21 protein-coding genes are annotated in these 22353 nt (G+C 56.2%); 13 read left to right on the plus strand and 8 right to left on the minus strand.

Going from position 1 to position 22353, the window contains the following annotated elements:
* The first annotated feature begins 64 nt into the window (after nucleotides 1–64).
* From pgi to ACMWLG_RS17040, 5 genes are all read left to right on the plus strand, one after another.
* Nucleotides 65–1714 carry a glucose-6-phosphate isomerase gene (pgi, locus tag ACMWLG_RS17020; RefSeq protein ID WP_045402571.1) on the plus strand — a complete coding sequence of 550 codons (1650 nt, stop codon included), beginning with the start codon at nucleotides 65–67 and terminating at the stop codon, nucleotides 1712–1714.
* 367 nt (nucleotides 1715–2081) lie between these two features.
* Nucleotides 2082–2324, plus strand: a complete 243-nt coding sequence (gene yjbE, locus ACMWLG_RS17025; protein WP_008503423.1) for an exopolysaccharide production protein YjbE — start codon at nucleotides 2082–2084, stop codon at nucleotides 2322–2324.
* A 63-nt stretch (nucleotides 2325–2387) separates the two neighbouring features.
* Nucleotides 2388–3026: a YjbF family lipoprotein gene (locus ACMWLG_RS17030; protein ID WP_045402567.1), complete on the plus strand. Its 639-nt coding sequence runs from the start codon at nucleotides 2388–2390 to the stop codon at nucleotides 3024–3026.
* A complete protein-coding gene (locus ACMWLG_RS17035) occupies nucleotides 3023–3760 on the plus strand; it encodes a capsule biosynthesis GfcC D2 domain-containing protein (RefSeq protein WP_045402563.1) in 738 nt (245 codons plus the stop codon). The genes ACMWLG_RS17030 and ACMWLG_RS17035 overlap by 4 nt, the downstream gene beginning before the upstream one ends.
* Entirely contained in the window at nucleotides 3760–5856 is a 2097-nt protein-coding gene (locus tag ACMWLG_RS17040) for a YjbH domain-containing protein (protein WP_045402559.1), read from the plus strand. The genes ACMWLG_RS17035 and ACMWLG_RS17040 overlap by 1 nt, the downstream gene beginning before the upstream one ends.
* A 77-nt stretch (nucleotides 5857–5933) precedes the next feature.
* Here the strand turns inward: ACMWLG_RS17040 and ACMWLG_RS17045 are convergent, their stop codons facing one another.
* Entirely contained in the window at nucleotides 5934–6386 is a 453-nt protein-coding gene (locus tag ACMWLG_RS17045; RefSeq protein ID WP_045355214.1) for an acyltransferase, read from the minus strand.
* Nucleotides 6387–6481: 95 nt separating this feature from the next.
* Between ACMWLG_RS17045 and psiE the strand changes: the two genes are divergently transcribed.
* On the plus strand, nucleotides 6482–6892 hold the full coding sequence (gene psiE / locus ACMWLG_RS17050) for a phosphate-starvation-inducible protein PsiE (protein ID WP_000202963.1): 411 nt from the start codon (nucleotides 6482–6484) through the stop codon (nucleotides 6890–6892).
* A 222-nt stretch (nucleotides 6893–7114) separates the two neighbouring features.
* Here psiE and malG read toward each other — a convergent pair whose 3' ends face one another.
* The 3 genes from malG to malE all read right to left on the minus strand — a co-directional run bounded on the left by malG (nucleotide 7115) and on the right by malE (nucleotide 10874).
* A complete protein-coding gene (malG, locus tag ACMWLG_RS17055; RefSeq protein WP_023310002.1) occupies nucleotides 7115–8005 on the minus strand; it encodes a maltose ABC transporter permease MalG in 891 nt (296 codons plus the stop codon).
* A gap of 14 nt (nucleotides 8006–8019) precedes the next feature.
* Nucleotides 8020–9564: a maltose ABC transporter permease MalF gene (malF, locus tag ACMWLG_RS17060; RefSeq protein ID WP_045402554.1), complete on the minus strand. Its 1545-nt coding sequence runs from the start codon at nucleotides 9562–9564 to the stop codon at nucleotides 8020–8022.
* Between the two features lie 119 nt (nucleotides 9565–9683).
* Nucleotides 9684–10874: a maltose/maltodextrin ABC transporter substrate-binding protein MalE gene (gene malE / locus ACMWLG_RS17065; protein ID WP_023310004.1), complete on the minus strand. Its 1191-nt coding sequence runs from the start codon at nucleotides 10872–10874 to the stop codon at nucleotides 9684–9686.
* A 370-nt stretch (nucleotides 10875–11244) separates the two neighbouring features.
* Between malE and malK the strand changes: the two genes are divergently transcribed.
* The 5 genes from malK (at nucleotide 11245) to ubiA (ending at nucleotide 16382) form a co-directional block, all read left to right on the plus strand.
* Entirely contained in the window at nucleotides 11245–12354 is a 1110-nt protein-coding gene (gene malK / locus ACMWLG_RS17070; RefSeq protein ID WP_023310005.1) for a maltose/maltodextrin ABC transporter ATP-binding protein MalK, read from the plus strand.
* Nucleotides 12355–12425: 71 nt separating this feature from the next.
* Nucleotides 12426–13751: a maltoporin gene (locus tag ACMWLG_RS17075; protein ID WP_045402550.1), complete on the plus strand. Its 1326-nt coding sequence runs from the start codon at nucleotides 12426–12428 to the stop codon at nucleotides 13749–13751.
* Nucleotides 13752–13862: 111 nt separating this feature from the next.
* Nucleotides 13863–14822, plus strand: a complete 960-nt coding sequence (gene malM / locus ACMWLG_RS17080) for a maltose operon protein MalM (protein WP_045402588.1) — start codon at nucleotides 13863–13865, stop codon at nucleotides 14820–14822.
* A gap of 180 nt (nucleotides 14823–15002) precedes the next feature.
* Nucleotides 15003–15500 carry a chorismate lyase gene (gene ubiC, locus ACMWLG_RS17085; RefSeq protein WP_045402546.1) on the plus strand — a complete coding sequence of 166 codons (498 nt, stop codon included), beginning with the start codon at nucleotides 15003–15005 and terminating at the stop codon, nucleotides 15498–15500.
* Between the two features lie 12 nt (nucleotides 15501–15512).
* Entirely contained in the window at nucleotides 15513–16382 is an 870-nt protein-coding gene (ubiA, locus tag ACMWLG_RS17090) for a 4-hydroxybenzoate octaprenyltransferase (protein ID WP_045402542.1), read from the plus strand.
* Nucleotides 16383–16469: 87 nt separating this feature from the next.
* Here the strand turns inward: ubiA and zntA are convergent, their stop codons facing one another.
* Both zntA and ACMWLG_RS17100 read right to left on the minus strand, forming a co-directional pair.
* Complete coding sequence (zntA, locus tag ACMWLG_RS17095) at nucleotides 16470–18641, minus strand: Zn(II)/Cd(II)/Pb(II) translocating P-type ATPase ZntA (RefSeq protein WP_045402539.1); 2172 nt, start codon at nucleotides 18639–18641, stop codon at nucleotides 16470–16472.
* Between the two features lie 76 nt (nucleotides 18642–18717).
* Complete coding sequence (locus ACMWLG_RS17100) at nucleotides 18718–19344, minus strand: lysoplasmalogenase (RefSeq protein WP_023310011.1); 627 nt, start codon at nucleotides 19342–19344, stop codon at nucleotides 18718–18720.
* Nucleotides 19345–19473: 129 nt separating this feature from the next.
* Here ACMWLG_RS17100 and ACMWLG_RS17105 point away from each other — a divergent pair, with 129 nt between their 5' ends.
* The gene (locus tag ACMWLG_RS17105; RefSeq protein ID WP_045402536.1) at nucleotides 19474–19833 is read left to right on the plus strand and encodes a DUF2500 domain-containing protein; all 360 of its coding nucleotides are present in this window, start codon (nucleotides 19474–19476) and stop codon (nucleotides 19831–19833) included.
* A 64-nt stretch (nucleotides 19834–19897) separates the two neighbouring features.
* On the opposite strand, the gene ACMWLG_RS17110 is transcribed toward ACMWLG_RS17105, so the two are convergent.
* Both ACMWLG_RS17110 and rsmD read right to left on the minus strand, forming a co-directional pair.
* Nucleotides 19898–20179 (minus strand): DUF1145 family protein, encoded by a 282-nt coding sequence (locus ACMWLG_RS17110; protein WP_010436509.1) that lies wholly within the window; start codon nucleotides 20177–20179, stop codon nucleotides 19898–19900.
* On the minus strand, nucleotides 20163–20765 hold the full coding sequence (gene rsmD / locus ACMWLG_RS17115) for a 16S rRNA (guanine(966)-N(2))-methyltransferase (RefSeq protein ID WP_023310014.1): 603 nt from the start codon (nucleotides 20763–20765) through the stop codon (nucleotides 20163–20165). Before rsmD ends, ACMWLG_RS17110 begins: the two co-directional genes overlap by 17 nt.
* A 127-nt stretch (nucleotides 20766–20892) precedes the next feature.
* Here rsmD and ftsY point away from each other — a divergent pair, with 127 nt between their 5' ends.
* Nucleotides 20893–22353 (plus strand): signal recognition particle-docking protein FtsY, encoded by a 1461-nt coding sequence (gene ftsY, locus ACMWLG_RS17120; RefSeq protein ID WP_045402532.1) that lies wholly within the window; start codon nucleotides 20893–20895, stop codon nucleotides 22351–22353.

The raw sequence follows: 22353 nt of genomic DNA on the forward strand, positions 1-22353 counted from the left end.
ATTTTTATTTGCAGGCGCTACAATCGACCGCAGTCACAATTCTCAAATCAGAAGAGTATTGCTAATGAAAAACATCAACCCAACGCAGACCGCTGCCTGGCAGGCACTCCAGAAACATTTTGATGAAATGAAAGACGTCACCATCGCGGATCTGTTCGCGAAGGATGCCGATCGTTTCAACAAGTTCTCCGCGACCTTCGACGACCTGATGCTGGTGGATTTCTCTAAAAACCGCATTACCGAAGAGACGCTGGCAAAGCTGCAGGATCTGGCGAAAGAAACCGAGCTGGCGGATGCCATCAAATCCATGTTCTCCGGCGAGAAGATCAACCGCACCGAAGACCGTGCAGTGCTGCACGTGGCCCTGCGTAACCGTAGCAATACCCCAATCATCGTTGACGGCAAAGACGTCATGCCGGAAGTGAACGCGGTGCTGGAAAAGATGAAAGCCTTCTCCGAAGCGATCATCTCCGGTAGCTGGAAAGGCTACACCGGCAAAGCGATCACCGACGTGGTGAACATCGGTATCGGCGGTTCTGACCTCGGCCCGTTCATGGTGACCGAAGCGCTGCGCCCGTATAAAAACCACCTCAATATGCACTTTGTGTCTAACGTCGATGGCACCCACATCGCCGAAGTGCTGAAGAACGTGAACCCGGAAACCACCCTGTTCCTGGTTGCGTCCAAAACCTTCACCACTCAGGAAACCATGACCAACGCCCACAGCGCGCGCGACTGGTTCCTGAAAACCGCGGGCGACAACAAGCACGTGGCGAAACACTTCGCGGCGCTGTCTACCAACGGTAAAGCGGTCAGCGAGTTCGGCATTGATACCGCGAATATGTTCGAGTTCTGGGACTGGGTCGGCGGCCGCTACTCCCTGTGGTCTGCGATCGGTCTGTCCATCATCCTGTCCGTGGGCTTCGACAACTTCGTTGAGCTGCTCTCCGGCGCGCACGCGATGGATAAACACTTCTCCACTACCGCACCAGAGAAAAACCTGCCGGTGCTGCTGGCGCTGATCGGTATCTGGTACAACAACTTCTTCGGCGCTGAAACCGAAGCGATCCTGCCGTATGACCAGTACATGCACCGCTTCGCAGCCTACTTCCAGCAGGGCAACATGGAATCCAACGGTAAATACGTTGACCGTAACGGCAACGCGGTGGATTACCAGACTGGCCCAATCATCTGGGGCGAGCCGGGCACCAACGGCCAGCATGCCTTCTACCAGCTGATCCACCAGGGCACCAAAATGGTACCGTGCGATTTCATCGCCCCGGCTATCACCCATAACCCGCTGTCCGACCACCATCCGAAGCTGCTGTCGAACTTCTTTGCGCAGACCGAAGCGCTGGCGTTCGGTAAATCTCGCGAAGTGGTTGAACAGGAATACCGTGACCAGGGTGAAGATCCGGCAACCCTGGACCACGTTGTGCCGTTCAAAGTGTTCGAAGGCAACCGCCCAACCAACTCCATCCTGCTGCGCGAAATCACGCCGTTCAGCCTGGGCGCGCTGATTGCCCTGTACGAGCACAAGATCTTCACGCAGGGCGCCATCCTGAACATCTTCACCTTTGACCAGTGGGGCGTTGAGCTGGGCAAACAGCTGGCAAACCGTATTCTGCCAGAGCTGGGTGACGATAAAGCGATTGCCAGCCATGACAGCTCGACAAATGGTTTGATCAACCGTTATAAAGCATGGCGTGGGTAATTAAAACGTCATGAAAACGTGTCGGCTTAATGCCGGCATTTTTTTATCGGATAATTCCTGATGTCTGTTAGTTAACTCAAATTCTGAATCTGAGTTTAATCCGAAAAAGACGCTTAACCCGTTAATTCCTGCGGTTTATTTTAAGAAAATACGCAGTAATCCATTAACATCTTTATATTATAACTTATTGATTTTAATAATTTATATATTAATGCTATTTGTCTTTCATTTCCATTTTAACCATTAGTCCGAAAACCCCATCCCTATTTCCCCTTACGGCAAACCCACGGCACTAGTTGTGTATACTCGATTCCGCCTGAAATTCTTTTCGGGCAAATCTCCATTCATTCATTGAAGGGAAATTGTTATGAAGAAAGTACTGTATGGCATTTTTGCCATATCTGCGCTTGCGGCGACATCTGTCTATGCAGCTCCGGTTCAGGTCGGGGAAGCGGCAGGTTCGGCTGCGACGTCTGCGTCTGCGGGTAGTTCTACCGCAGCCAGCGCCAGCACCGTAAGTTCAGCCGTGGGTGTCGCGCTGGCGGCAACCGGTGGCGGTGATGGCTCCAATACCGGAACCACGACCACCACGACAACCAGCACCCAGTAATAGCGGGTGTTTTAATCATAACCACACTTCGGTGTGGTTATTTCGCCCCTTCGGAGAAGAGTCGTGAAGCGACCTGCAATCATTCTGATTTGCCTGCTGCTGCAGGCGTGCTCGGCCACCACCAAAGGGCTGGGAAACTCACTGTGGGAAAGCATGTTCGGTACACCGGGCGTGCATCTGACCGATGACGAACTTCAAAACATGCCCTATGCCAGTCAGTACATGCAGCTAAACGATGGCCCGCAGCTGTTTGTGGTGCTCGCTTTCGATGAAAACGGGCAGCAGAAATGGGTGACGCAGGATCAGGCCACCATCGTGACGCAGCATGGCCGTATCGTGAAAACCCTGTTGGGCGGCGATAACCTGCTGGAGGTGAATAATATCGCCGACGACCCGCTAATCAAGCCGAACCAGATCGCCGACGGCGCAAGCTGGACGCGCACGATGGGCTGGACCGAACATAAGCAGGTGCGTTACGCCACGGCACGCTCGACCTTCCGCTGGGACGGCACGGACAGCGTGAAAGTCGGCAGCGACGAAACCCGTGTCCGCGTGCTGGATGAAGAAGTCACCACCGACCAGGCCACCTGGCACAACCGCTTCTGGATCGACGAGGAAGGGCAGATCCGCCAGTCCCTGCAGTATCTCGGTGCCGTATTCTTCCCGGTGAAAACCACCCTGATCAAGGCGGCGAAATCATGAAAACGCTCATCCACGTTGCGCTTCTCGCCAGCCTCGCCGCGCCGCTGGCATGGTCCGCAGGGACTGTGAAGGTCTACACGCCGGACAGTGAAAAACCCAAAACCTTAACTCACGCCGAGCATCTGCTCGATCTCGTCGGACAGCCAAGGCTCGCCAACAGCTGGTGGCCGGGGGCAGTGATCGCTGAACGTCAGAAGACCGCTGAAGCGGAACAACAGCACAAGGCGCTCCTTGCCAGGCTGACGGGGTTAGCGGAACAGGAAGATGGCGACGACGCGGCGGCGATTAATAGCGTTCGTCAGCAGCTGCAGACGCTGAAGGTGACGGGCCGTCAGAACGTGAACCTTGATCCCGACGAAGTGCGCGTTACGGAAAAGGGTAATCCCACGCTTGAAGGGGAGTATACGCTCTGGCTGCCGGAGAAGCCGACGACGGTGACCGTAATGGGGCTAATCAGCAGCCCGGGTAAAAAGCCCTTTACGCCCGGTCGTGACGTGGCGAGCTACCTCGACGAGCAGAGCCTGCTGAGCGGTGCCGATAAAAGCTACGCCTGGGTGGTTTACCCTGACGGGCACACGCAGAAAGCCCCCGTCGCTTACTGGAATAAACGGCATATCGAACCTATGCCAGGCAGCATCATTTTTGTCGGTTTTGCCGACCATTTCTGGACGAAGGCGTATGACGGGCTTAACGCCGATATCCTTCACTCCCTGATTCAGCGGATACCGGAATAATGAAAAAAACCTATCTCTACAGCATGCTGGCGCTCTGCGTGAGTGCCGCCTGCCATGCAGAAACGTATCCGGCACCCATTGGCCCGTCTCAGTCAGACTTCGGCGGCGTCGGTTTACTGCAAACGCCCACCGCGCGTATGGCGCGCGAAGGGGAAATTAGCCTTAACTACCGTGATAACGACCAGTATCGCTACTACTCCGCCTCGGTACAGATGTTCCCGTGGCTTGAAACCACGCTGCGCTATACCGACGTGCGTACGAAACAATACAGCAGCGTAGAGGCGTTCTCCGGCGATCAGACTTACAAAGATAAAGCCTTCGACGTCAAGCTGCGCCTGTGGGAAGAGAGCTACTGGATGCCGCAGGTGTCCGTGGGCGCCAAAGATATCGGTGGTACCGGTCTGTTTGATGCGGAATACATCGTGGCCAGCAAAGCCTGGGGACCGTTCGACTTCTCGCTCGGCCTGGGATGGGGCTATCTCGGCACCAGCGGTAACGTGAAAAACCCGTTTTGCTCCTACAGCGACAAATACTGCTATCGCGATAACAGCTATAAGAAAGCGGGCTCCATTAACGGAGACCAGATGTTCCACGGTCCGGCGTCGCTGTTTGGCGGCGTAGAGTATCAAACGCCCTGGCAGCCATTACGCCTGAAGCTGGAGTATGAAGGGAATGACTACTCGCAGGACTTCGCCGGGAAGATTGAGCAGAAGAGCAAGTTTAACGTCGGCGCCATTTATCGCGTCACCGACTGGGCCAACGTTAACCTCAGCTACGAGCGCGGCAATACGGTGATGTTTGGCTTCACGCTGCGCACCAACTTTAACGACATGCGGCCGCACTACAATGATAACGCGCGCCCTGCTTACCAGCCGGAGCCGCAGGATGCGATTCTGCAGCACTCCGTGGTGGCAAACCAGCTGACGCTGCTGAAATACAATGCCGGCCTGGCGGATCCGAAGATTCAGACCAAGGGCGACACGCTTTACGTCACCGGCGAGCAGGTAAAATACCGCGACTCACGGGAAGGGATCGAACGCGCCAACCGGATCGTGATGAACGATCTGCCGGAGGGGATCCGAACGATCCGCGTGACGGAAAACCGCCTCAACCTGCCGCAGGTCACAACCGAAACGGACGTTGCCAGCCTCAAGCGCCATCTGGAAGGCGAGCCGCTCGGGCATGAGACCGAGCTGGTGCAAAAACGCGTAGAGCCGATCGTGCCGGAAACCACCGAGCAGGGCTGGTATATCGACAAATCGCGCTTCGATTTCCATATCGATCCGGTGCTGAACCAGTCCGTCGGCGGGCCGGAAAACTTCTACATGTATCAGCTGGGCGTCATGGCGACGGCGGATCTGTGGCTCACCGACCACCTGCTGACCACCGGCAGCCTGTTCGGCAACATCGCCAACAACTACGACAAATTCAACTACACCAACCCGCCAAAAGACTCGACGCTGCCGCGCGTGCGTACCCGCGTGCGTGAGTATGTGCAGAACGATGCTTACGTGAACAACCTGCAGGCCAACTACTTCCAGTACTTCGGCAACGGCTTCTACGGCCAGGTGTACGGCGGGTATCTGGAAACCATGTACGGCGGCGCGGGGGCGGAAGTGCTTTATCGTCCTGTCGACAGCAACTGGGCGTTCGGGGTGGATGCCAACTACGTCAAGCAGCGTGACTGGCGCAGCGCGCAGGACATGATGAAGTTCACCGACTACAGCGTCAAAACGGGCCATCTGACCGCCTACTGGACGCCGTCGTTCGCACCTGACGTGCTGGTGAAAGCCAGCGTCGGTCAGTACCTGGCGGGCGATAAGGGCGGCACGCTCGATATCTCTAAACACTTCGACAGCGGCGTCGTGGTGGGCGGCTACGCCACCATCACCAACGTCTCGCCGGACGAATACGGGGAAGGGGACTTCACTAAAGGGGTCTACGTGTCGATTCCGCTGGATCTGTTCTCGTCAGGCCCAACCCGCAGCCGCGCGGCGATTGGCTGGACGCCGCTGACGCGTGACGGGGGTCAGCAGCTTGGACGTAAGTTCCAGCTTTATGATATGACGAGCGATAAGAACATTAACTTCCGCTGATGCTTCACGCCGGGCGGCACCGCGTTTGCCTGGCCTGCTATTTTGTAGGCCCGGTAAGCGCAGCGCCACCGGGCGAATCACAAGCGGCGTAGTAGCCTCGCCGGGTTACCGGCATAGACACCTTTCTCGACGATCGATTTTGTTACCACGCTCCCTGCTCCAATCACCGCACCGTCGCAGATGGATACCGCCAGAATGGTCGCTCCACTGCCTATCGAAACATCATTCCCCACGGTAATATGGCCCCAGCTCTCACGGTCAGCGTTCGGTTTCCCCTCCCGAAACATATCGTTGGCAAACATCACGCCATGGCCAACAAAGCAACGCTGACCAATAGTGACATACTCGCAGATGAAGGTGTGCGACTGGATTTTGCAGTCGTCACCGATGCGCGTATTGCCCTGGATTTCAACAAACGGGCCGACGAATACGCCGTTGCCCAGAACACAGTCGTAAAGGTTAGCAGGTTCATATACGATCACATTGTCGCCACAGGTCACGTTGCGAACCCCGGTTTGTTTACGCTCCATCGGTTTCTTCCTACATAAAACATAATTAAAAAATATAGATCCCCGTCACATTTTTGCGTTATACAGGAACCTCGCCCTGGAGAATGAGGTGCTGTATGACATCCCTGACTCGCCCGCGCGTTGAGTTCATCTCAACTATCCTCCAGACCGTGCTGAACCTCGGTCTGTTGAGCCTTGGCCTGATACTGGTCGTCTTTTTGGGTAAAGAGACGGTGCATCTTGCGGATGTACTGTTCGCCCCTGAACAAACCAGCAAATATGCGCTGGTGGAAGGCCTGGTGGTCTACTTTCTCTACTTTGAATTTATTGCCCTGATTGTGAAGTACTTTCAGTCCGGATTTCACTTCCCGCTGCGTTATTTTGTCTACATTGGGATCACTGCGATAGTGCGGCTGATCATCGTCGATCATAAATCCCCGCTCGACGTGCTGATCTACTCGGCGGCGATACTGCTGCTGGTGATCACCCTCTGGCTGTGTAATTCGAAGCGGCTGAAACGCGAATAAAAAAATGGCGCTCCGAAGAGCGCCTAACAACAGTCACAAGTTTACTCTTCATATTTTACGCTGCTGATGCGTTGGCTGCGTTCGCTCACCCCAGTCACTTACTTTAGTAAGCTCCTGGGGATTCACTCACTTGCCGCCTTCCAGCACCGCAAAATATTTTGAGTATTGGGTCAATACAATACGTCTAAAGTTGAGGGTTGCAGTGGCATAACAAAATGAAACTTAACCTTTCACACCGCCCGCCGTCAGGCCGTTGACCAGCCAGCGCTGCGCCAGCAGGAACACCACGGTAATCGGGATGGCGGAAAGCACGGCCGCCGCGGCAAAGTCGCCCCACAGGTAGTTTTGCGGGTTGAGGTATTGCTGCATACCTACGGCCAGGGTGTAGCTGTTCACATCACGCAGTAACAGTGAGGCAACCGGTACTTCGGTGATCGCAGCGATAAACGACAGGATAAACACTACCGCCAGAATCGGCACCGACAGCGGCAGCAGCACCAGGCGGAACGCCTGCCACGGGGTTGCGCCATCCAGCGCGGCCGCTTCTTCCAGCGAGCCGTCGATAGTTTCGAAATAGCCTTTAATGGTCCATACATGCAGTGCGATACCGCCAAGATAGGCGAAGATCACGCCGCCGTGGGTGTTCAGGCCGATAAAGGGTACGTACTGGCCCAGACGGTCAAACAGGGCATACAACGCCACCAGCGACAGCACGGCCGGGAACATCTGGAAAATCAGCATCCCTTTCAGCAGCGTCGCTTTGCCCGGGAAACGCATGCGGGCGAAGGCGTAGGCGCAGGTGGTGGAAAGCGCCACGATACCGATGGCGGTAATACCTGCGATTTTCACCGAGTTCCACAGCCACAGCAGCACCGGGAACGGCGGCGGCGTGACGCGGCCATCCGCGTGTTCCACGCTGAAGCCCAGCGCGAGCTTCCAGTGCTCCCAGGAGATTTCGTCCGGGATCAGGCTCCCCGTCGCGAAGTTACCCGAACGCAGGGAGATGGCGATAACCATCAGCAGCGGGAACATGATCGCCGCGATGAAAATCAGCAGGCCTAAGTGCGTCGCCAGGAGGCGCAACTTCTGAGATTTGGGTTGTACCATAGCCATGATTGATGCCCTCCTTAATCAAATTTCATACGTGTGGCTTTCAGGTTCACAATCGCCAGAGCGCCTACCAGCAGGAAGATCAGGGTGGCAATCGCTGCCGCCAGACCGAAGTCCTGGCCGCCGCCGCCTTCGAAGGCGATACGGTAGGTGTAGCTCACGAGCAGGTCGGTATAGCCTGCTGGCGTCGTGGTGCCAAGGCGGTCCGGGCCGCCGTTGGTCAACAGCTGAATCAGCACGAAGTTGTTAAAGTTAAAGGCGAAGCTGGCAATCATCAGCGGCGTCAGCGGCTTAATGAGCAGCGGCAGCGTAATTTTAAAGAAGTTCTGGAACGGGCCCGCGCCGTCCATCGCTGAGGCTTCGTACAGATCGTCCGGGATAGCCTTCAGCAGGCCCATGCACAGGATCATCATGTACGGATAACCGAGCCAGGTGTTCACGATGATAATCATCGAGCGAGCGGTGGTCGGGTCGCTGAACCAGGCTGGTTTGATGCCGAACAGGGCGCTCAGCATCATGTTGATTTCACCGAAGCTCTGGTTAAACAGCCCTTTGAAAATCAGAATCGAGATAAACGACGGTACGGCATACGGCAGGATCAGCAGCACGCGGTAAACCGCTTTGCCCTTCAGGGATTCCCACTGGACCAGACAGGCCAGCACCATGCCCACGGCCACGGTCAGGATCACCGTCAACACCGAGAAGACCACCGTCCAGACGAAGATGGCGAAGAACGGCTTCTGAATGCCTTCGTCGGTAAACACACGGGTAAAGTTGTCCCAGCCGATGGTGACTGTGTAGCCCGGGCTGAGCTTGTCATCACCCCATTTGCCGTCGGCAGTAATGGACTGATAGAAACCAATGTCGTTATTCGGACGATATTTCACGCCGCTCTGGTTGTTGGTCAGCGTGCCGTCGTCCGCCAGGGTATACAGCGGCTGCGTGCCGGAGAACTGGCGCAGCGAGCTCATGGTCACCTTGCTTTCGTCTGGCAGCACGGCGGTGAGCTGGGTCAGCGCCTGGCGGTTCTGGGTAATGACGCGCAGGTTGGCACGTTCACCTTCCGGCAGGGCCTGTGCCTCTTTTAAGGCCAGCTTCTGCTCGCCGCCAAATTTGAAGGCGTCAGAGACGAAGTATTTCCCGCTTGCTTCGTCAGTAAGCGCTAACTTCCACTCGTTCCCGGCAGGATAGAGGCCGAAGTTAAAGGTCTTGCCTGCCTGATATGAGCGATCCAGCAGGACCTGCTGCGCGCGTTCCTGCGCAAGCTGGTTGGTGCTGCTGTAGTTGGTAAACGCAATGGCGATGGTACAAATCAGGGGGAACAGGACAAACAGCCCCATCCCGGCCACGCCCGGGTAGACATAGCGCCAGGCATAGGCTTTACGATTAGCGAAAATATACAGGCCAGCAGAACTTAAAATCAGCGTCATGATGGCGAACAGATATTCCCCTTGTACGTACATTAAAACAACAAGGTAACCCACCAGCAGACACAGCAGACCTATCGCTGACCACTTCAGCGCGTCGCTTTGCCACCAGCGTTTCTTTTTAATGACATCCATGGGGTTTTTCCTCTACAACGTTTGATCTTTTCTCCCTCTCCTGGGGGAGAGGGCCGGGGCGTGCGGATAGCGCCAACCCTCACCCTAACCCTCTCCCAAAGGGAGAGGGGACTACGTCATTACTTAGTAATACGACCCTGAGCATCTTTCAGCGCGGCATCGACAGTCTGACGACCGCTTGCAGCGTTGATGACCGCGGTACGCGTGGCGTACCAGAACGCGGCCATCTGTGGGATGTTCGGCATGATTTCGCCTTTCTGGGCGTTATCCATGGTGGCCGCGATACGTGGGTCTTTCGCCAGCTGATCCTGGAAGGATTTCAGCGCGACGGCGCCCAGCGGTTTGTCCTTGTTCACTTCATCCAGACCCTGATCGGTCAGCAGATAGTTTTCCAGGAACTCTTTCGCCAGCTCTTTGTTCGGGCTGGCGGCGTTGATGCCCGCGCTCAGCACGCCAACGAACGGTTTAGACGGCTTGCCTTTGAAGGTTGGCAGCAGCGCTACGCCGTAGTTGACTTTGCTCTTGTCGATGTTGGTCCAGGCCCACGGACCGTTGATGGTCATCGCGGTTTCGCCTTTGTTGAACGCCGCTTCCGCGATGGAGTAGTCGGTATCCGCGTTCATGTGTTTGTTCTTGATCAGATCCACCAGGAAGGTCAGACCCGCTTTCGCGCCAGCGTTGTCCACGCCCACGTCTTTCACGTCATATTTGCCGTTTTCAAACTTGAACGCGTAACCGCCATCGGCAGCAATGAGCGGCCAGGTGAAGTACGGCTCTTGCAGGTTGAACATCAGGGCGGATTTACCTTTCGCCTTCAGCTCTTTATCCAGTTTCGGGATCTCTTCCCAGGTTTTCGGTGGGTTTGGTACCAGGTCTTTGTTGTAAATCAGAGACAGGGCTTCAACCGCGATTGGGTAAGCGATCAGCTTGCCGTTATAGCGAACGGCATCCCAGGTGAACGGGAACAGCTTGTCCTGGAAGGCTTTATCTGGCGTCACTTCTGCCAGCAGGCCAGACTGCGCGTAACCCCCAAAACGGTCATGCGCCCAGAAGATGATGTCCGGGCCGTCGCCGGTTGCTGCAACCTGCGGGAACTTCTCTTCCAGCTTGTCCGGATGTTCTACGGTAACTTTGATGCCGGTATCTTTTTCGAATTTTTTGCCCACTTCGGCCAGGCCGTTATAGCCCTTATCGCCGTTAATCCAGATAACCAGCTTGCCTTCTTCAATTTTGGCGAGCGCTGGGGCGGAAACCATCATTGCTGCAAGGGCGGACAATGCGAAAACGCGTGCGCCAGTCTTGATATTCATATCTGCCATCCTTTTTGGTGATGTGCTCGTGGATACATAAGGTGGTTCAACGTGACTCAGTCTCCTTATTTGACATCCTCTTTCCATCCTCCCAACCCCTACGCCCCACCCCCCGTTTGTGTGATCTCCGTTGCATAAATTTAAGTTATGAGTGCTGGCGCACATAAAAACCCACCGAATTTTGCAGGCGGCTTCACGAATTTTGCCTCAGCCCGCCCGCGGCGGTCGCAGAGCCTGCTCCCTCATCCTCCCGCCTCCTCCCCCATAAAAAAGGCGGGGGGTGGAGGATTCGTGAAAGTAATGGATACCCCATAGTGAACTTATCTTGAATGTTTCTGTCGGTGACAGGTTGTAACGAAGGGAGAAGGGCATGGCGAGCGTACAGCTGCGTAATGTAACGAAAGCCTGGGGTGACGTTGTGGTGTCGAAAGACATCAATCTGGACATCAACGAAGGTGAATTCGTGGTGTTTGTTGGCCCATCAGGCTGTGGTAAATCTACTCTGCTGCGTATGATTGCCGGTCTTGAAACGATTACCAGCGGCGACCTGCTGATTGGTGATACCCGAATGAACGACATCCCGCCTGCCGAACGTGGCGTCGGTATGGTGTTCCAGTCTTATGCACTCTATCCACACCTTTCCGTTGCCGAAAATATGTCCTTTGGCCTGAAGCTGGCCGGCGCGAAGAAAGAGGTCATTAACCAGCGCGTGACGCAGGTGGCGGAAGTGTTACAGCTGGCCCACCTGCTGGAGCGTAAACCAAAAGCGCTTTCCGGTGGTCAGCGTCAGCGTGTGGCGATTGGCCGTACCCTGGTGGCCGAACCGCGCGTGTTCCTGCTTGATGAACCTCTCTCTAACCTGGATGCCGCCCTGCGCGTCCAGATGCGTATTGAAATCTCCCGTCTGCACAAGCGTCTTGGCCGAACGATGATTTACGTCACTCACGATCAGGTGGAAGCGATGACCCTCGCCGACAAAATCGTGGTGCTGGATGCCGGCCGCGTGGCGCAGGTGGGTAAACCGCTGGAACTGTACCACTACCCGGCTGACCGCTTTGTTGCGGGCTTTATTGGCTCGCCAAAGATGAACTTCCTGCCCGTCAAAGTGACCGCGACAGCCATTGAACAGGTACAGGTGGAGCTGCCAAACCGCCAGCAGGTCTGGCTGCCGGTCGACAGCGCCAACGTACAGGTCGGGGCAAACATGTCCCTCGGTATTCGTCCTGAGCACCTGCTGCCGAGCCACATCGCTGATGTGACCCTGGAAGGTGACGTTCAGGTCGTCGAACAGCTTGGTCACGAAACACAGATTCATATCCAGATCCCCGCCATCCGTCAGAACCTGGTCTACCGCCAGAACGACGTGGTGTTGGTAGAAGAGGGTGCCACATTCGCTATCGGCTTGCCGCCAGAGCGTTGCCATCTGTTCCGTGAGGATGGCACCGCATGTCGTCGGTTGCACAAAGAGCCAGGCGTTTAAGCAATCCCAAAAGAAGACACGAAACCGACAGGTCAAGTGTTCAAAGAAAAGCAATGATCTCAGGAGATAGAATGATGATTACTCTGCGCAAACAAGTCCCTCTGGCAATCGCCGTTGCGGCAGGCATCCTGTCTGCCCAGGCAGGCGCCGTGGACTTTAAAGGTTATGCTCGTTCCGGCATTGGCTGGACCGGGAGTGGCGGTGAACAACAATGTTTCCAGACCACCGGTGCGGATTCTAAATATCGTCTTGGTAACGAGTGTGAAACCTATGCGGAAGTTAAATTAGGCCAGGAAGTGTGGAAAGAAGCGGACAAGAGCTTCTATTTCGATTCCAACATCGCCTATAAAACTGCTCAGCTTAACGACTGGGAAGACAGTAACACGCCAGCAGTGCGTGAGTTTAACGTCGTAGGTAAAAACCTGATTGATTCACTGCCAGGGGCAAATATTTGGGCAGGTAAGCGTTTCTATCAACGTCATGACGTTCACATGATCGACTTCTACTACTGGGATATTTCTGGTCCTGGTGCAGGTCTGGAAAACGTTGATGTCGGTATAGGTAAACTCTCTCTCGCAGCAACTCGTTCTTCTGAATCCGGCGGCTCCTCGGCTTTTGGCGATCGCGATCCGAATACCGGTCTGCGTACCTATAACAACAAAGTGCCAAACGACGTGTTTGATGCGCGTTTAGCCGGTATGGAAATTAACCCGGGCGGTACTCTGGAACTGGGTGTTGACTACGGCCATACCAACATTCCTGACGATTACTACCTGCAGCCTGGTGCATCGAAAGATGGCTGGATGTTCACTGCAGAACACACCCAGAGCATGATGAAAGGCTTCAACAAGTTTGTGGTGCAGTACGCCACCGACTCCATGATTTCTCAGGGTAAAGGTCAGGCGCGTGGGGGTGCTGTTGATAATGACGGCAGCCTGATCCGTATCCTCGACCACGGTGCGATCACGCTGGCGGATAAATGGGACCTGATGTACGTCGGTATGTATCAGGATATCGATCGTGACAACAATCAAGGTACCACCTGGTACACCGTGGGCGTGCGTCCAATGTACAAATGGACGCCTATCATGAGCACCTTGCTGGAAGTGGGATATGACAACGTCAAATCTCAGCAAACCGGCGATCGTAACGACCAATACAAAATCACTCTGGCACAACAGTGGCAGGCGGGTGACAGCATCTGGTCCCGTCCAGCGATTCGCGTGTTTGCTACCTACGCCAAGTGGGATGAGAAATGGGGTTACGTGAAGACCGACTCTGAGGGTAACTTCTCTTCCACTGCTGCAAGCAACAGCACTGTAACTCCGTTCGGTACGACCAGCCGTGGTGACAGCGATGAGTGGACCTTCGGTGCTCAGATGGAAATCTGGTGGTAATTTTAGACGTTAATGTATTTAAAAGAGGGGCTTAGGCCCCTCTAACTCATAACGCATTTCTCGGAAAGTATGCGCTATTGCCTGGCTACCATGCTTTCGAATAATGAGGTCATAACGATGAAAAAAAGTCTCTTAGCACTCTGTCTGACGGCGGGCATGTTTGCTGCATTACCAGCAGTGAGCTTGGCTGATGTCAATATCGTTCCGCAGAACACGACTGCTGCGCCTGCGATCCCCTCTGCCACACTGCAAAGTCTGAACTGGGTGCCCGTGAATGTGGCACAAACCCAGACCATCGAGTTGGGGAATACAGGACAGACCCTGAATGTACCGGGAATTTCAGGACCGGTTGCTGCATGGAGTGTCCCTGCAAATGTGGGTGAGTTAACGTTAACGCTTGTCAGTGAAGCCGACAAAACACCCTCTGTATTTGCACCAAACGTGTTAGTGCTTGATCAAAACATGTCGCCTTCAGCTTTTTTCCCTAGCAGTTATTTTACCTATCAGAAACCCGGCGTCATGTCGGCTGACCGCCTTGAGGGCATACTGAAACTGACACCCGCTTTAGGCCAGCAAAAGATTTATATCCTCGCGTTTACTACGCCCGAAGATCTGCAGCGCACCACCAAAATGATTGATCCGGCAAAATCCTATGCTCAGGGGGCGGGTAACGCTATTCCTGATATTCCTGATCCGGTCGCACGCCATGTGACGAACGGTACGCTAAAACTCAAAGTTCAAACAAACACCAGCTCCAGTATTCTGGTCGGGCCGTTATTCGGATCCTCTGGCCCTGCTGCTGTCACCGTTGGCAACACTGCGGCACCTGCACCTGCCTATACCGCACCCGCTGCCACGGCAGCCGCACCGGTAGCGACTGCAGCGCCTGCCTCGGCGAAGAAAGCCGAGCCGGTACTGAACGACACCGAAGAGTACTTCAACAACGCCATTAAGCAGGCGGTGAAGCGCGGCGATGTCGATAAAGCGCTGAAGCTGCTTGATGAAGCCGAACGTTTAGGTTCAACCACTGCCCGTTCCACCTTTATCAGCAGTGTAAAAGGCAAGGGGTAACCGTTTCCCCACAGTGCTGATTTGTTAGTAGTTTGGTGCGCCTGAGTGGGCGCACTTTTTTTCGTATCGGCCAGGCTGTTGCGCCCATGTTGCGATCGTGATCGTTAAATAACGTTTGGCCCCCCTCAATCCGTGTTTCTGCGATACAATGCCATTACGTTATGTATCGGAGAGTCTGGCATGTCACACCCTGCGCTAACGCAACTGCGTGCGCTGCGCTATTTCGACCAAATACCTGCGCTTGATCTGCAGCAGCTCGACTGGTTGCTGCTGGAAGATTCCATGACGAAACGTTTTGAGCAACAGGGTAAAACGGTCACGGTGACCCTGATTCAGGAAGGGTTTGTCTCTGGCGATGAGATCGCCAACGAGCTGCCGCTGCTGCCGCACGAGCCACGTTACTGGCTGCGCGAAATTTTGCTCTGTGCCGATGGCGAGCCGTGGCTTGCCGGACGGACGGTAGTGCCCGAGTCCACCCTTTCCGGGCCAGAGCTCGCGCTGCAACGTCTGGGGAAAACGCCTCTGGGGCGTTACCTTTTCACCTCGTCTGAGCTTACCCGGGATTTTATTGAGATTGGTCGTGATGCTGAACTGTGGGGGCGTCGTTCCCGCCTTCGCCTGAGCGGTAAACCGTTAATACTGACGGAGCTTTTTTTACCGGCATCACCGTTGTACTAAGAGGAAGAAAAAATGGAGTGGAGCCTGACGCAGAATAAGCTGTTGGCGTATCACCGCTTAATGCGTACCGATAAACCGATTGGCGCGTTGCTGCTGCTGTGGCCGACCCTCTGGGCGCTGTGGCTCGCCACGCCGGGCGTGCCGCCGCTGTGGATCCTGGCTGTGTTCGTTGCCGGCGTCTGGCTGATGCGCGCGGCGGGCTGCGTGGTGAATGACTATGCCGATCGTAAATTCGACGGTCATGTTAAGCGTACTGCCGGTCGTCCGTTACCCAGCGGGCAGGTCACCGGGAAAGAAGCCCGCGTGCTGTTTATTGTTCTGGTGCTGCTCTCTTTCCTGCTGGTGTTAACCCTGAACACCATGACCATTCTGCTTTCCATTGCGGCGCTGGCCCTGGCCTGGGTTTATCCGTTTATGAAGCGCTATACCCACCTGCCTCAGGTGGTGCTGGGCGCAGCGTTTGGCTGGTCGATTCCGATGGCGTTTGCGGCGGTTAGTGAGTCCTTACCGCTCAGCTGCTGGCTGATGTTCCTGGCGAACATTCTCTGGGCCGTGGCGTATGACACGCAATACGCGATGGTAGATCGCGACGATGACCTGAAGATTGGCATCAAATCCACCGCCATCCTCTTTGGTCGTCAGGACAAGCTGATTATCGGTATCCTGCAGGTTGCGGTACTGGCGCTGATGGTTGCGATCGGTCGCCTGAACGGGCTGAACTGGGAGTTTTACTGGTCCGTGCTGGTGGCGGGACTGCTGTTTGCTTATCAGCAGAAGTTGATCGCCAGGCGTGAACGTGACGCCTGTTTTAAAGCGTTTATGAACAATAACTACGTTGGTCTGGTGCTGTTTTTAGGCCTGGCGATGAGCTATTTCTTATAAAAAAGTCGGGTGGCGGCTTCGCCTTACCCGACCTACGAGTTAGCAGGACATGGAGGCCCGGTAAGCGCTAGCGCCACCGGGCTTTTTTTATCGGCGACGCAGCAGCCGGAGCGCGTTCGCCGTCACCAGTACCGTTGCCCCGGTATCCGCCAGCACCGCCAGCCACAATCCGGTCATGCCGAGCAGGGTCGTCACGAGGAAAATTCCTTTCAGCCCGAGCGCAATGCCGATGTTCTGACGGATGTTGGCCCGCGTCGCGCGCGCCAGGCTAATCATCTGCGCCAGCCCGGTCAGGCGGTTGTGCGTCAATGCCGCGTCGGCCGTTTCCAGCGCCACGTCGGTACCGCTGCCCATCGCTATACCGATGGTGGACGCTTTCATCGCCGGGGCATCGTTAATCCCGTCACCGACCATTGCCAGCGGTGCGCGAGCGTTCAGCTCCGTCACGGCGCTGACCTTATCCGCAGGCAACAGTCCGGCTTTAAACTCCAGCCCCAGCTCACCGGCAATCGCTGCCGCCGCGCGAGGGTTATCACCGGTGAGTATAACGCCCTGCACGCTCAGCTTGTGCAGCGCCGCCACGGCTTCTTTGGCGTCATCGCGCAGGGTATCGCGCAGCGCCAGCATCCCTTTCGCGACGCCGTCCTGCATAACGGTCACGACGGTTTGTCCGGTCTGTTCTAACGCCTCAATCTCTGGATTAGAAGACTTGCCCGCCGCGACAATCAGCACCTTTTTACCGTCAACGATGGCCTCAATCCCTGACCCGACCAGCGCCCGCTGGGCGGTTGCCGGAGGGATGTCCAGCCCGCGCGCCTGCGCTTCACGCACAATCGCCTGCGCCAGCGGGTGAGTGGAGCCCTGTTCAACGGCGGCGGCCAGTGTAAGCAACGCATCTTCACTGATGTCCTGCGGATACACGCCGGTTACCTGCGGCTTGCCGACGGTCAGCGTGCCGGTTTTATCGAAGGCGATATGCTGGACCTGGCTCAGCTGCTCCAGCGCCGCGCCGCCCTTAATCAGCGCCCCGCGACGCGCCGCCGCCGCAAGACCGGAGGTAATCGCAGCCGGGGTGGAAATCACCAGCGCGCACGGGCAGCCAATCAGCAGCAGCGTCAGCCCTTTATAAATCCAGCCCTCCCACGGCGCGCCAAATAACAGCGGCGGGACGACGGTGACCAGCAGGGCAACCAGCATGATGGCAGGGGTATAAATTCGGCTGAAGCGATCGATAAAGCGTTCGACCGGCGCGCGGCGCTCTTCGGCCTCTTCAATCAGCTTCAGGATACGGTCGATGGCGCTGTCGCCCGGCTCGGAAAGCACGGTGAGCTGCACCAGACGGTCGACGCTGGTGGCGCCAGCAGGCACTTTTTCACCCGCGGCCCGCTCTACCGGAATGGATTCCCCGGTCAGGGCGCTTTCATCAAAGCTCGCGGTGGCGCCAAGCAGCGCGCCGTCTGCGGGCAGACGCCCCCCTGCGGCCACCTCAATCACGTCGCCCGGGCGCAGCGTATTGATGGCGACCGTTTCACGCGTGCCGTTTATCACGCGAGTGGCGGTTTCCGGCTTCAGCGCCATCAGCGCGCTGACCCCTTTACGCGCCCGGCTCGCCGCCCAGCCCTCAAGACGTTCGCCGATTAAGAACAGCAGCAGCACCATCGCCGCTTCTGCCGTCGCGCCAATGAACAGCGCGCCGATTGCCGCCAAGCTCATCAGCGTTTCGATTGCAAACCAGCTGCCGCTTTTCATCAGGCGCAGCGCCTGACGGGCAATCGGGAACAGGCCGACCAGCGTGGTGGCTATAAACGCCAGATTGCCGAACGGATGGTTAATCTGCTCCAGACCCCAGCTCAGGGCCATCATGATGGTGAGGGTAATGAGCGGCAGGTTTTCTTTCAGGGAGGAGGCTTTTTCAACGGGCGCCGTTTCGCTGCGCAGGGTATAGCCCGCCTTGCTGACGGCGGCTTCAATCTGTTTGCTGACGTCGCTATCGGCGCTGACCAGCAGCTTTTCGGTGGCGAACAGCACCTGAACGTGACTCACGCCCGGCACCTGCTTGACGGCGTTTTCCACCTTGCGGGCGCAGGCCGCGCAGTCCATTCCGTTGACGACCCAGCTGTAGCGGTTGCCGCTTTCAGGAAGGGGTTGAGTTGGCGTTTCGCACGCGCCTTCGCAGCAGCAGTCGTCTTTCGACGGAGCCGGGCTGAGCTTAAGTGCCGAGAATTGAGGAACTTTTTTAGGTATTTCTGGAGTCGACATGGCAGTCTCCGGCAATGATAATTTTCTCATTAACCGCAGCATACACTCTGGAGTCGACTCCAGAGTCAAGCGCTATTTAGATATACAGCGAACGCACAATCAGGAAATGCCCGGCAAAGTAACAGGCGGAGGCTATCGCGTTATCCGCCCGGAAGCGGCGGCGATAGTGGCTGCCCAGCCACACGATATTCCCGATCAGCAGCAGCGCGGCGCCGAAGAACGCGGACATCGCCGGAGCGGTCGGACGGAAGAACCACAGCTCGCCCGCCAGCCACACCATCACGAGCGTCATGGCGATAAAGGTACAGACCGGCAAACGCATCTCTTCCAGTCGTGACCAGATCACCGCAATCAGCAGCGCGCCAATCACCAGCAGCACCAGCGGCAGCGGCCAGAAGAAGGAGAGCGTCATCTGGCTGGCAAAGTAGATGGTATAGAGCAGATGCGACAGGAAGAACGCCCCAACGGCGTAGAGCAGGCGCTGGCGTGGCAGCAGGGTTAAGGCATCGCCAATCAGGGATGCACACAGTCCGGCTAGCACCAGATAGCTGACGGCGTTGAACATCGGCGCTTGCCAGGCCAGCAGCAGCAGGAGCAACAGCGTGACCGGTTTAAATAACCAGCGCTGCCAGGTGGGACCGCGGTACGACGCATCGACATAAAGCCATGCGGAAAAACAGACAGCGATAAATGACCAAAGCATATTAACTCCCTGTATCTGTTAAGTCTGAATAATCAGTTTCTGATCCAGTGTAGTGACGCGGGCGGGCGTTTGGCAATGGCGGGGGAGGCAAGGTATCCTGAATTCCGCAAAATCTGATGGGATTGTCGAATGAGCAAGATGCCGCTTTTTTTCATTATCGTGGTGGCGATTATCGTCATTGCCGCCTCGTTCCGTTTCGTGCAGCAGCGCCGCGAGAAGGCGGATAACGATGCCGCGCCGCTGATGCAAAAGCGCGTGGAGGTGACCAACAAACGCGAAAAACCGCTCAACGACCGCCGCTCGCGCCAGCAGCAGGTGACGCCTGCGGGCACAGCAATGCGCTATGAAGCGAGCTTTAAGCCGGAAGCGGGCGGCCTGGAGATAACCTTCCGCCTGGAGGCGCAGCAGTATCATCAGCTGACGGTGGGGGAGAAAGGGACGTTGAGTTACAAAGGGTCGCGGTTTGAAGGGTTTGAACCGGAGCGGTAATTTTCCCCTCACCCCGGCCCTCTCCCCTTGGGAGAGGGTTAGGGTGAGGGCATCAGGCCGCGCCTTACTTCTTCACCTGCGCCTTAAACTTCTTCATCCATACCAGCAGCTCAAACACGCCGAAAATAAACACGCGCAGCTGCTGCCAGCCCGTCATCTGCGGGCCGTCTTTCGGCAGACCGTTTTTCAGCATCACCATCTGCAGGGCGTGCATGAACGACGTGAAAATCAGCGCGACGTTAACGAAAATATTCATCGGGCGCGGGAACGGGTGCACCAGATTTAAAATCAAAAATGCCCAGACGCCCAGCATCAGCAAACGTCCCAGGTTAATCAGTACCGGCATCGGAGCCTCCTTGTGCCTGACGGTGATAAAGACGATAGGCCACCTGACCAGCGACCTTTTCGCGGTGCAGATCCCAGTGGGCGGGAACAGGTGGCAAACCGTTTTCCACTTCGCTTTCAACGTAAATTAGCGCGTCATCCGCCAGCCAGCCGTTTTGCTCCAGCAGGGATAACGTCTCTTCCAGCAGCCCCTTGCGGAACGGCGGATCGACAAACACCACGTTATGCGGCGTGCCCTTTTGCGCGAGGAAGCTCAGCGTGTTGGTGTTCACGACTTTGGCGTTGCTCGCCTTTAGCGTCGCCAGATTTTGCTGCAGCGTCTGCGCAACGCCGCGCTCCATCTCCAGCAGCGTGGCGCTGGCGGCATAGCGCGACAGCGCTTCCAGCCCCAGCGCGCCGCTTCCGGCGAAGCAGTCCAGGCAGTGGGCGTCTACCATTGACGGGGCCAGCCAGTTAAACAGCGTCTCGCGCACGCGGTCGGTAGTAGGGCGTAAACCGGGGCTGTCCGGCACCGGTAATTTCCGGCCTCGCCACTGACCGCCGATAATACGAATTTGACCGGCCGGGGCGCGGTTGGGTTTCTTCATCTCAGGAAAGCTCTGTTAACAATTGGCCTGCGATTGCGGGCGGTGATGTCAATTAAGTAAAGTGTTAGACTATTTCATCATTTTTTTAGCTTCCATGTATATAGCGCCGCGAGGAGTGTAGTCGCAGATGGCAAAACAAAAAAAACGTGGCTTCTTTTCCTGGCTGGGCTTCGGTGAAAAAGAGCAAGAAACAGAACAGAAAACCGAAGATCAACAAGCCGTTGAAGAGCAGTCGCAGCCTGAAACGCCTGTAGAAACCGCCGCGGTTGTCGAAGCGGAAGAAACGGCGCACAGCAAAGAAGAGATTGAATCCTTTGCACAAGAGGTGGTTGAGGTCACTGAACAGGTTCAGGAGAGCGAGCAGCCAGAATCGATTATCGTTGAGGACATTACCGAAGCGCCACAGGCCGTTATCGAACATGAAGAGCTGCCGCTGCCGGAAGAGGTGAAAGCCGAAGAGGTTTCTGCCGAAGAGTGGCAGGCGGAAGCGGAAACCGTTGAAATTGTTGAGGCGGTGGAGGAAGACGCGGCACTCGAGCCAGAGCTGACCGACGAAGAGCTGGAAGCCCAGGCGCTGGCGGCAGAAGCCGCGGAAGAAGCGGTCATCGTCGTGCCGGTAGAAGAGCAGGCCGAAGAAGAGAGCGTCCAGGAGCAGGAAAAACCGACCAAAGAAGGTTTCTTCGCGCGCCTGAAGCGCAGCCTGCTTAAAACCAAAGAAAACTTAGGTTCCGGATTTATCAGTCTGTTCCGCGGCAAGAAGATCGACGACGATCTGTTTGAAGAGCTGGAAGAACAACTGCTGATTGCTGACGTTGGGGTAGAAACTACCCGTAAGATCATCGCCAATCTGACCGAAGGGGCGAGCCGCAAACAGCTGCGCGACGCCGAAGCGCTGTACGGTCTGCTGAAAGACGAGATGGGTGAAATTCTCGCAAAAGTTGACGAACCGCTTAATATTGAAGGCAAAACGCCATTTGTTATTCTGATGGTCGGCGTGAACGGCGTGGGTAAAACCACCACCATCGGCAAGCTGGCGCGTCAGTTCGAGCAGCAGGGCAAATCGGTGATGCTGGCGGCGGGCGATACCTTCCGCGCGGCAGCGGTTGAGCAGCTGCAGGTGTGGGGCCAGCGCAACAACATTCCGGTGATTGCCCAGCATACCGGCGCGGATTCCGCGTCCGTGATCTTTGACGCCATCCAGGCGGCGAAGGCGCGCAACGTGGACGTGCTGATTGCCGATACCGCAGGGCGTTTGCAGAACAAATCGCACCTGATGGAAGAATTGAAGAAAATCGTTCGCGTCATGAAGAAGCTGGACGAAGACGCGCCGCATGAAATTATGCTGACCATTGATGCCAGCACCGGACAGAACGCCATCAGCCAGGCGAAGCTGTTCACTGAAGCGGTAGGACTGACCGGGATCGCGCTGACCAAGCTGGACGGCACCGCGAAAGGCGGGGTGATCTTCTCCGTGGCCGACCAGTTCGGCATTCCTATCCGCTACATCGGTGTGGGCGAGCGTATTGAGGATTTGCGTCCGTTTAAGGCGGACGACTTTATTGAGGCATTATTTGCCCGAGAGGACTAA

The sequence above is a fragment of the Enterobacter sp. 01-M-02-SI-ECC genome (assembly GCF_047530595.1).
Classification (GTDB): domain Bacteria; phylum Pseudomonadota; class Gammaproteobacteria; order Enterobacterales; family Enterobacteriaceae; genus Enterobacter; species Enterobacter cloacae_M.

What these genes read in the sequence shown, in the direction of transcription:
- pgi (WP_045402571.1), top strand. Translation starts at nt 65, where the DNA reads ATGAAAAACATCAACCCAACGCAGACCGCTGCCTGGCAGGCACTCCAG.
- yjbE (WP_008503423.1), top strand. Translation starts at nt 2,082, where the DNA reads ATGAAGAAAGTACTGTATGGCATTTTTGCCATATCTGCGCTTGCGGCG.
- ACMWLG_RS17035 (WP_045402563.1), top strand. Translation starts at nt 3,023, where the DNA reads ATGAAAACGCTCATCCACGTTGCGCTTCTCGCCAGCCTCGCCGCGCCG.
- ACMWLG_RS17040 (WP_045402559.1), top strand. Translation starts at nt 3,760, where the DNA reads ATGAAAAAAACCTATCTCTACAGCATGCTGGCGCTCTGCGTGAGTGCC.
- ACMWLG_RS17045 (WP_045355214.1), bottom strand. Translation starts at nt 6,386, where the DNA reads ATGGAGCGTAAACAAACCGGGGTTCGCAACGTGACCTGTGGCGACAAT.
- psiE (WP_000202963.1), top strand. Translation starts at nt 6,482, where the DNA reads ATGACATCCCTGACTCGCCCGCGCGTTGAGTTCATCTCAACTATCCTC.
- malG (WP_023310002.1), bottom strand. Translation starts at nt 8,005, where the DNA reads ATGGCTATGGTACAACCCAAATCTCAGAAGTTGCGCCTCCTGGCGACG.
- malF (WP_045402554.1), bottom strand. Translation starts at nt 9,564, where the DNA reads ATGGATGTCATTAAAAAGAAACGCTGGTGGCAAAGCGACGCGCTGAAG.
- malE (WP_023310004.1), bottom strand. Translation starts at nt 10,874, where the DNA reads ATGAATATCAAGACTGGCGCACGCGTTTTCGCATTGTCCGCCCTTGCA.
- malK (WP_023310005.1), top strand. Translation starts at nt 11,245, where the DNA reads ATGGCGAGCGTACAGCTGCGTAATGTAACGAAAGCCTGGGGTGACGTT.
- ACMWLG_RS17075 (WP_045402550.1), top strand. Translation starts at nt 12,426, where the DNA reads ATGATGATTACTCTGCGCAAACAAGTCCCTCTGGCAATCGCCGTTGCG.
- ubiC (WP_045402546.1), top strand. Translation starts at nt 15,003, where the DNA reads ATGTCACACCCTGCGCTAACGCAACTGCGTGCGCTGCGCTATTTCGAC.
- ubiA (WP_045402542.1), top strand. Translation starts at nt 15,513, where the DNA reads ATGGAGTGGAGCCTGACGCAGAATAAGCTGTTGGCGTATCACCGCTTA.
- zntA (WP_045402539.1), bottom strand. Translation starts at nt 18,641, where the DNA reads ATGTCGACTCCAGAAATACCTAAAAAAGTTCCTCAATTCTCGGCACTT.
- ACMWLG_RS17100 (WP_023310011.1), bottom strand. Translation starts at nt 19,344, where the DNA reads ATGCTTTGGTCATTTATCGCTGTCTGTTTTTCCGCATGGCTTTATGTC.
- ACMWLG_RS17105 (WP_045402536.1), top strand. Translation starts at nt 19,474, where the DNA reads ATGAGCAAGATGCCGCTTTTTTTCATTATCGTGGTGGCGATTATCGTC.
- ACMWLG_RS17110 (WP_010436509.1), bottom strand. Translation starts at nt 20,179, where the DNA reads ATGCCGGTACTGATTAACCTGGGACGTTTGCTGATGCTGGGCGTCTGG.
- rsmD (WP_023310014.1), bottom strand. Translation starts at nt 20,765, where the DNA reads ATGAAGAAACCCAACCGCGCCCCGGCCGGTCAAATTCGTATTATCGGC.
- ftsY (WP_045402532.1), top strand. Translation starts at nt 20,893, where the DNA reads ATGGCAAAACAAAAAAAACGTGGCTTCTTTTCCTGGCTGGGCTTCGGT.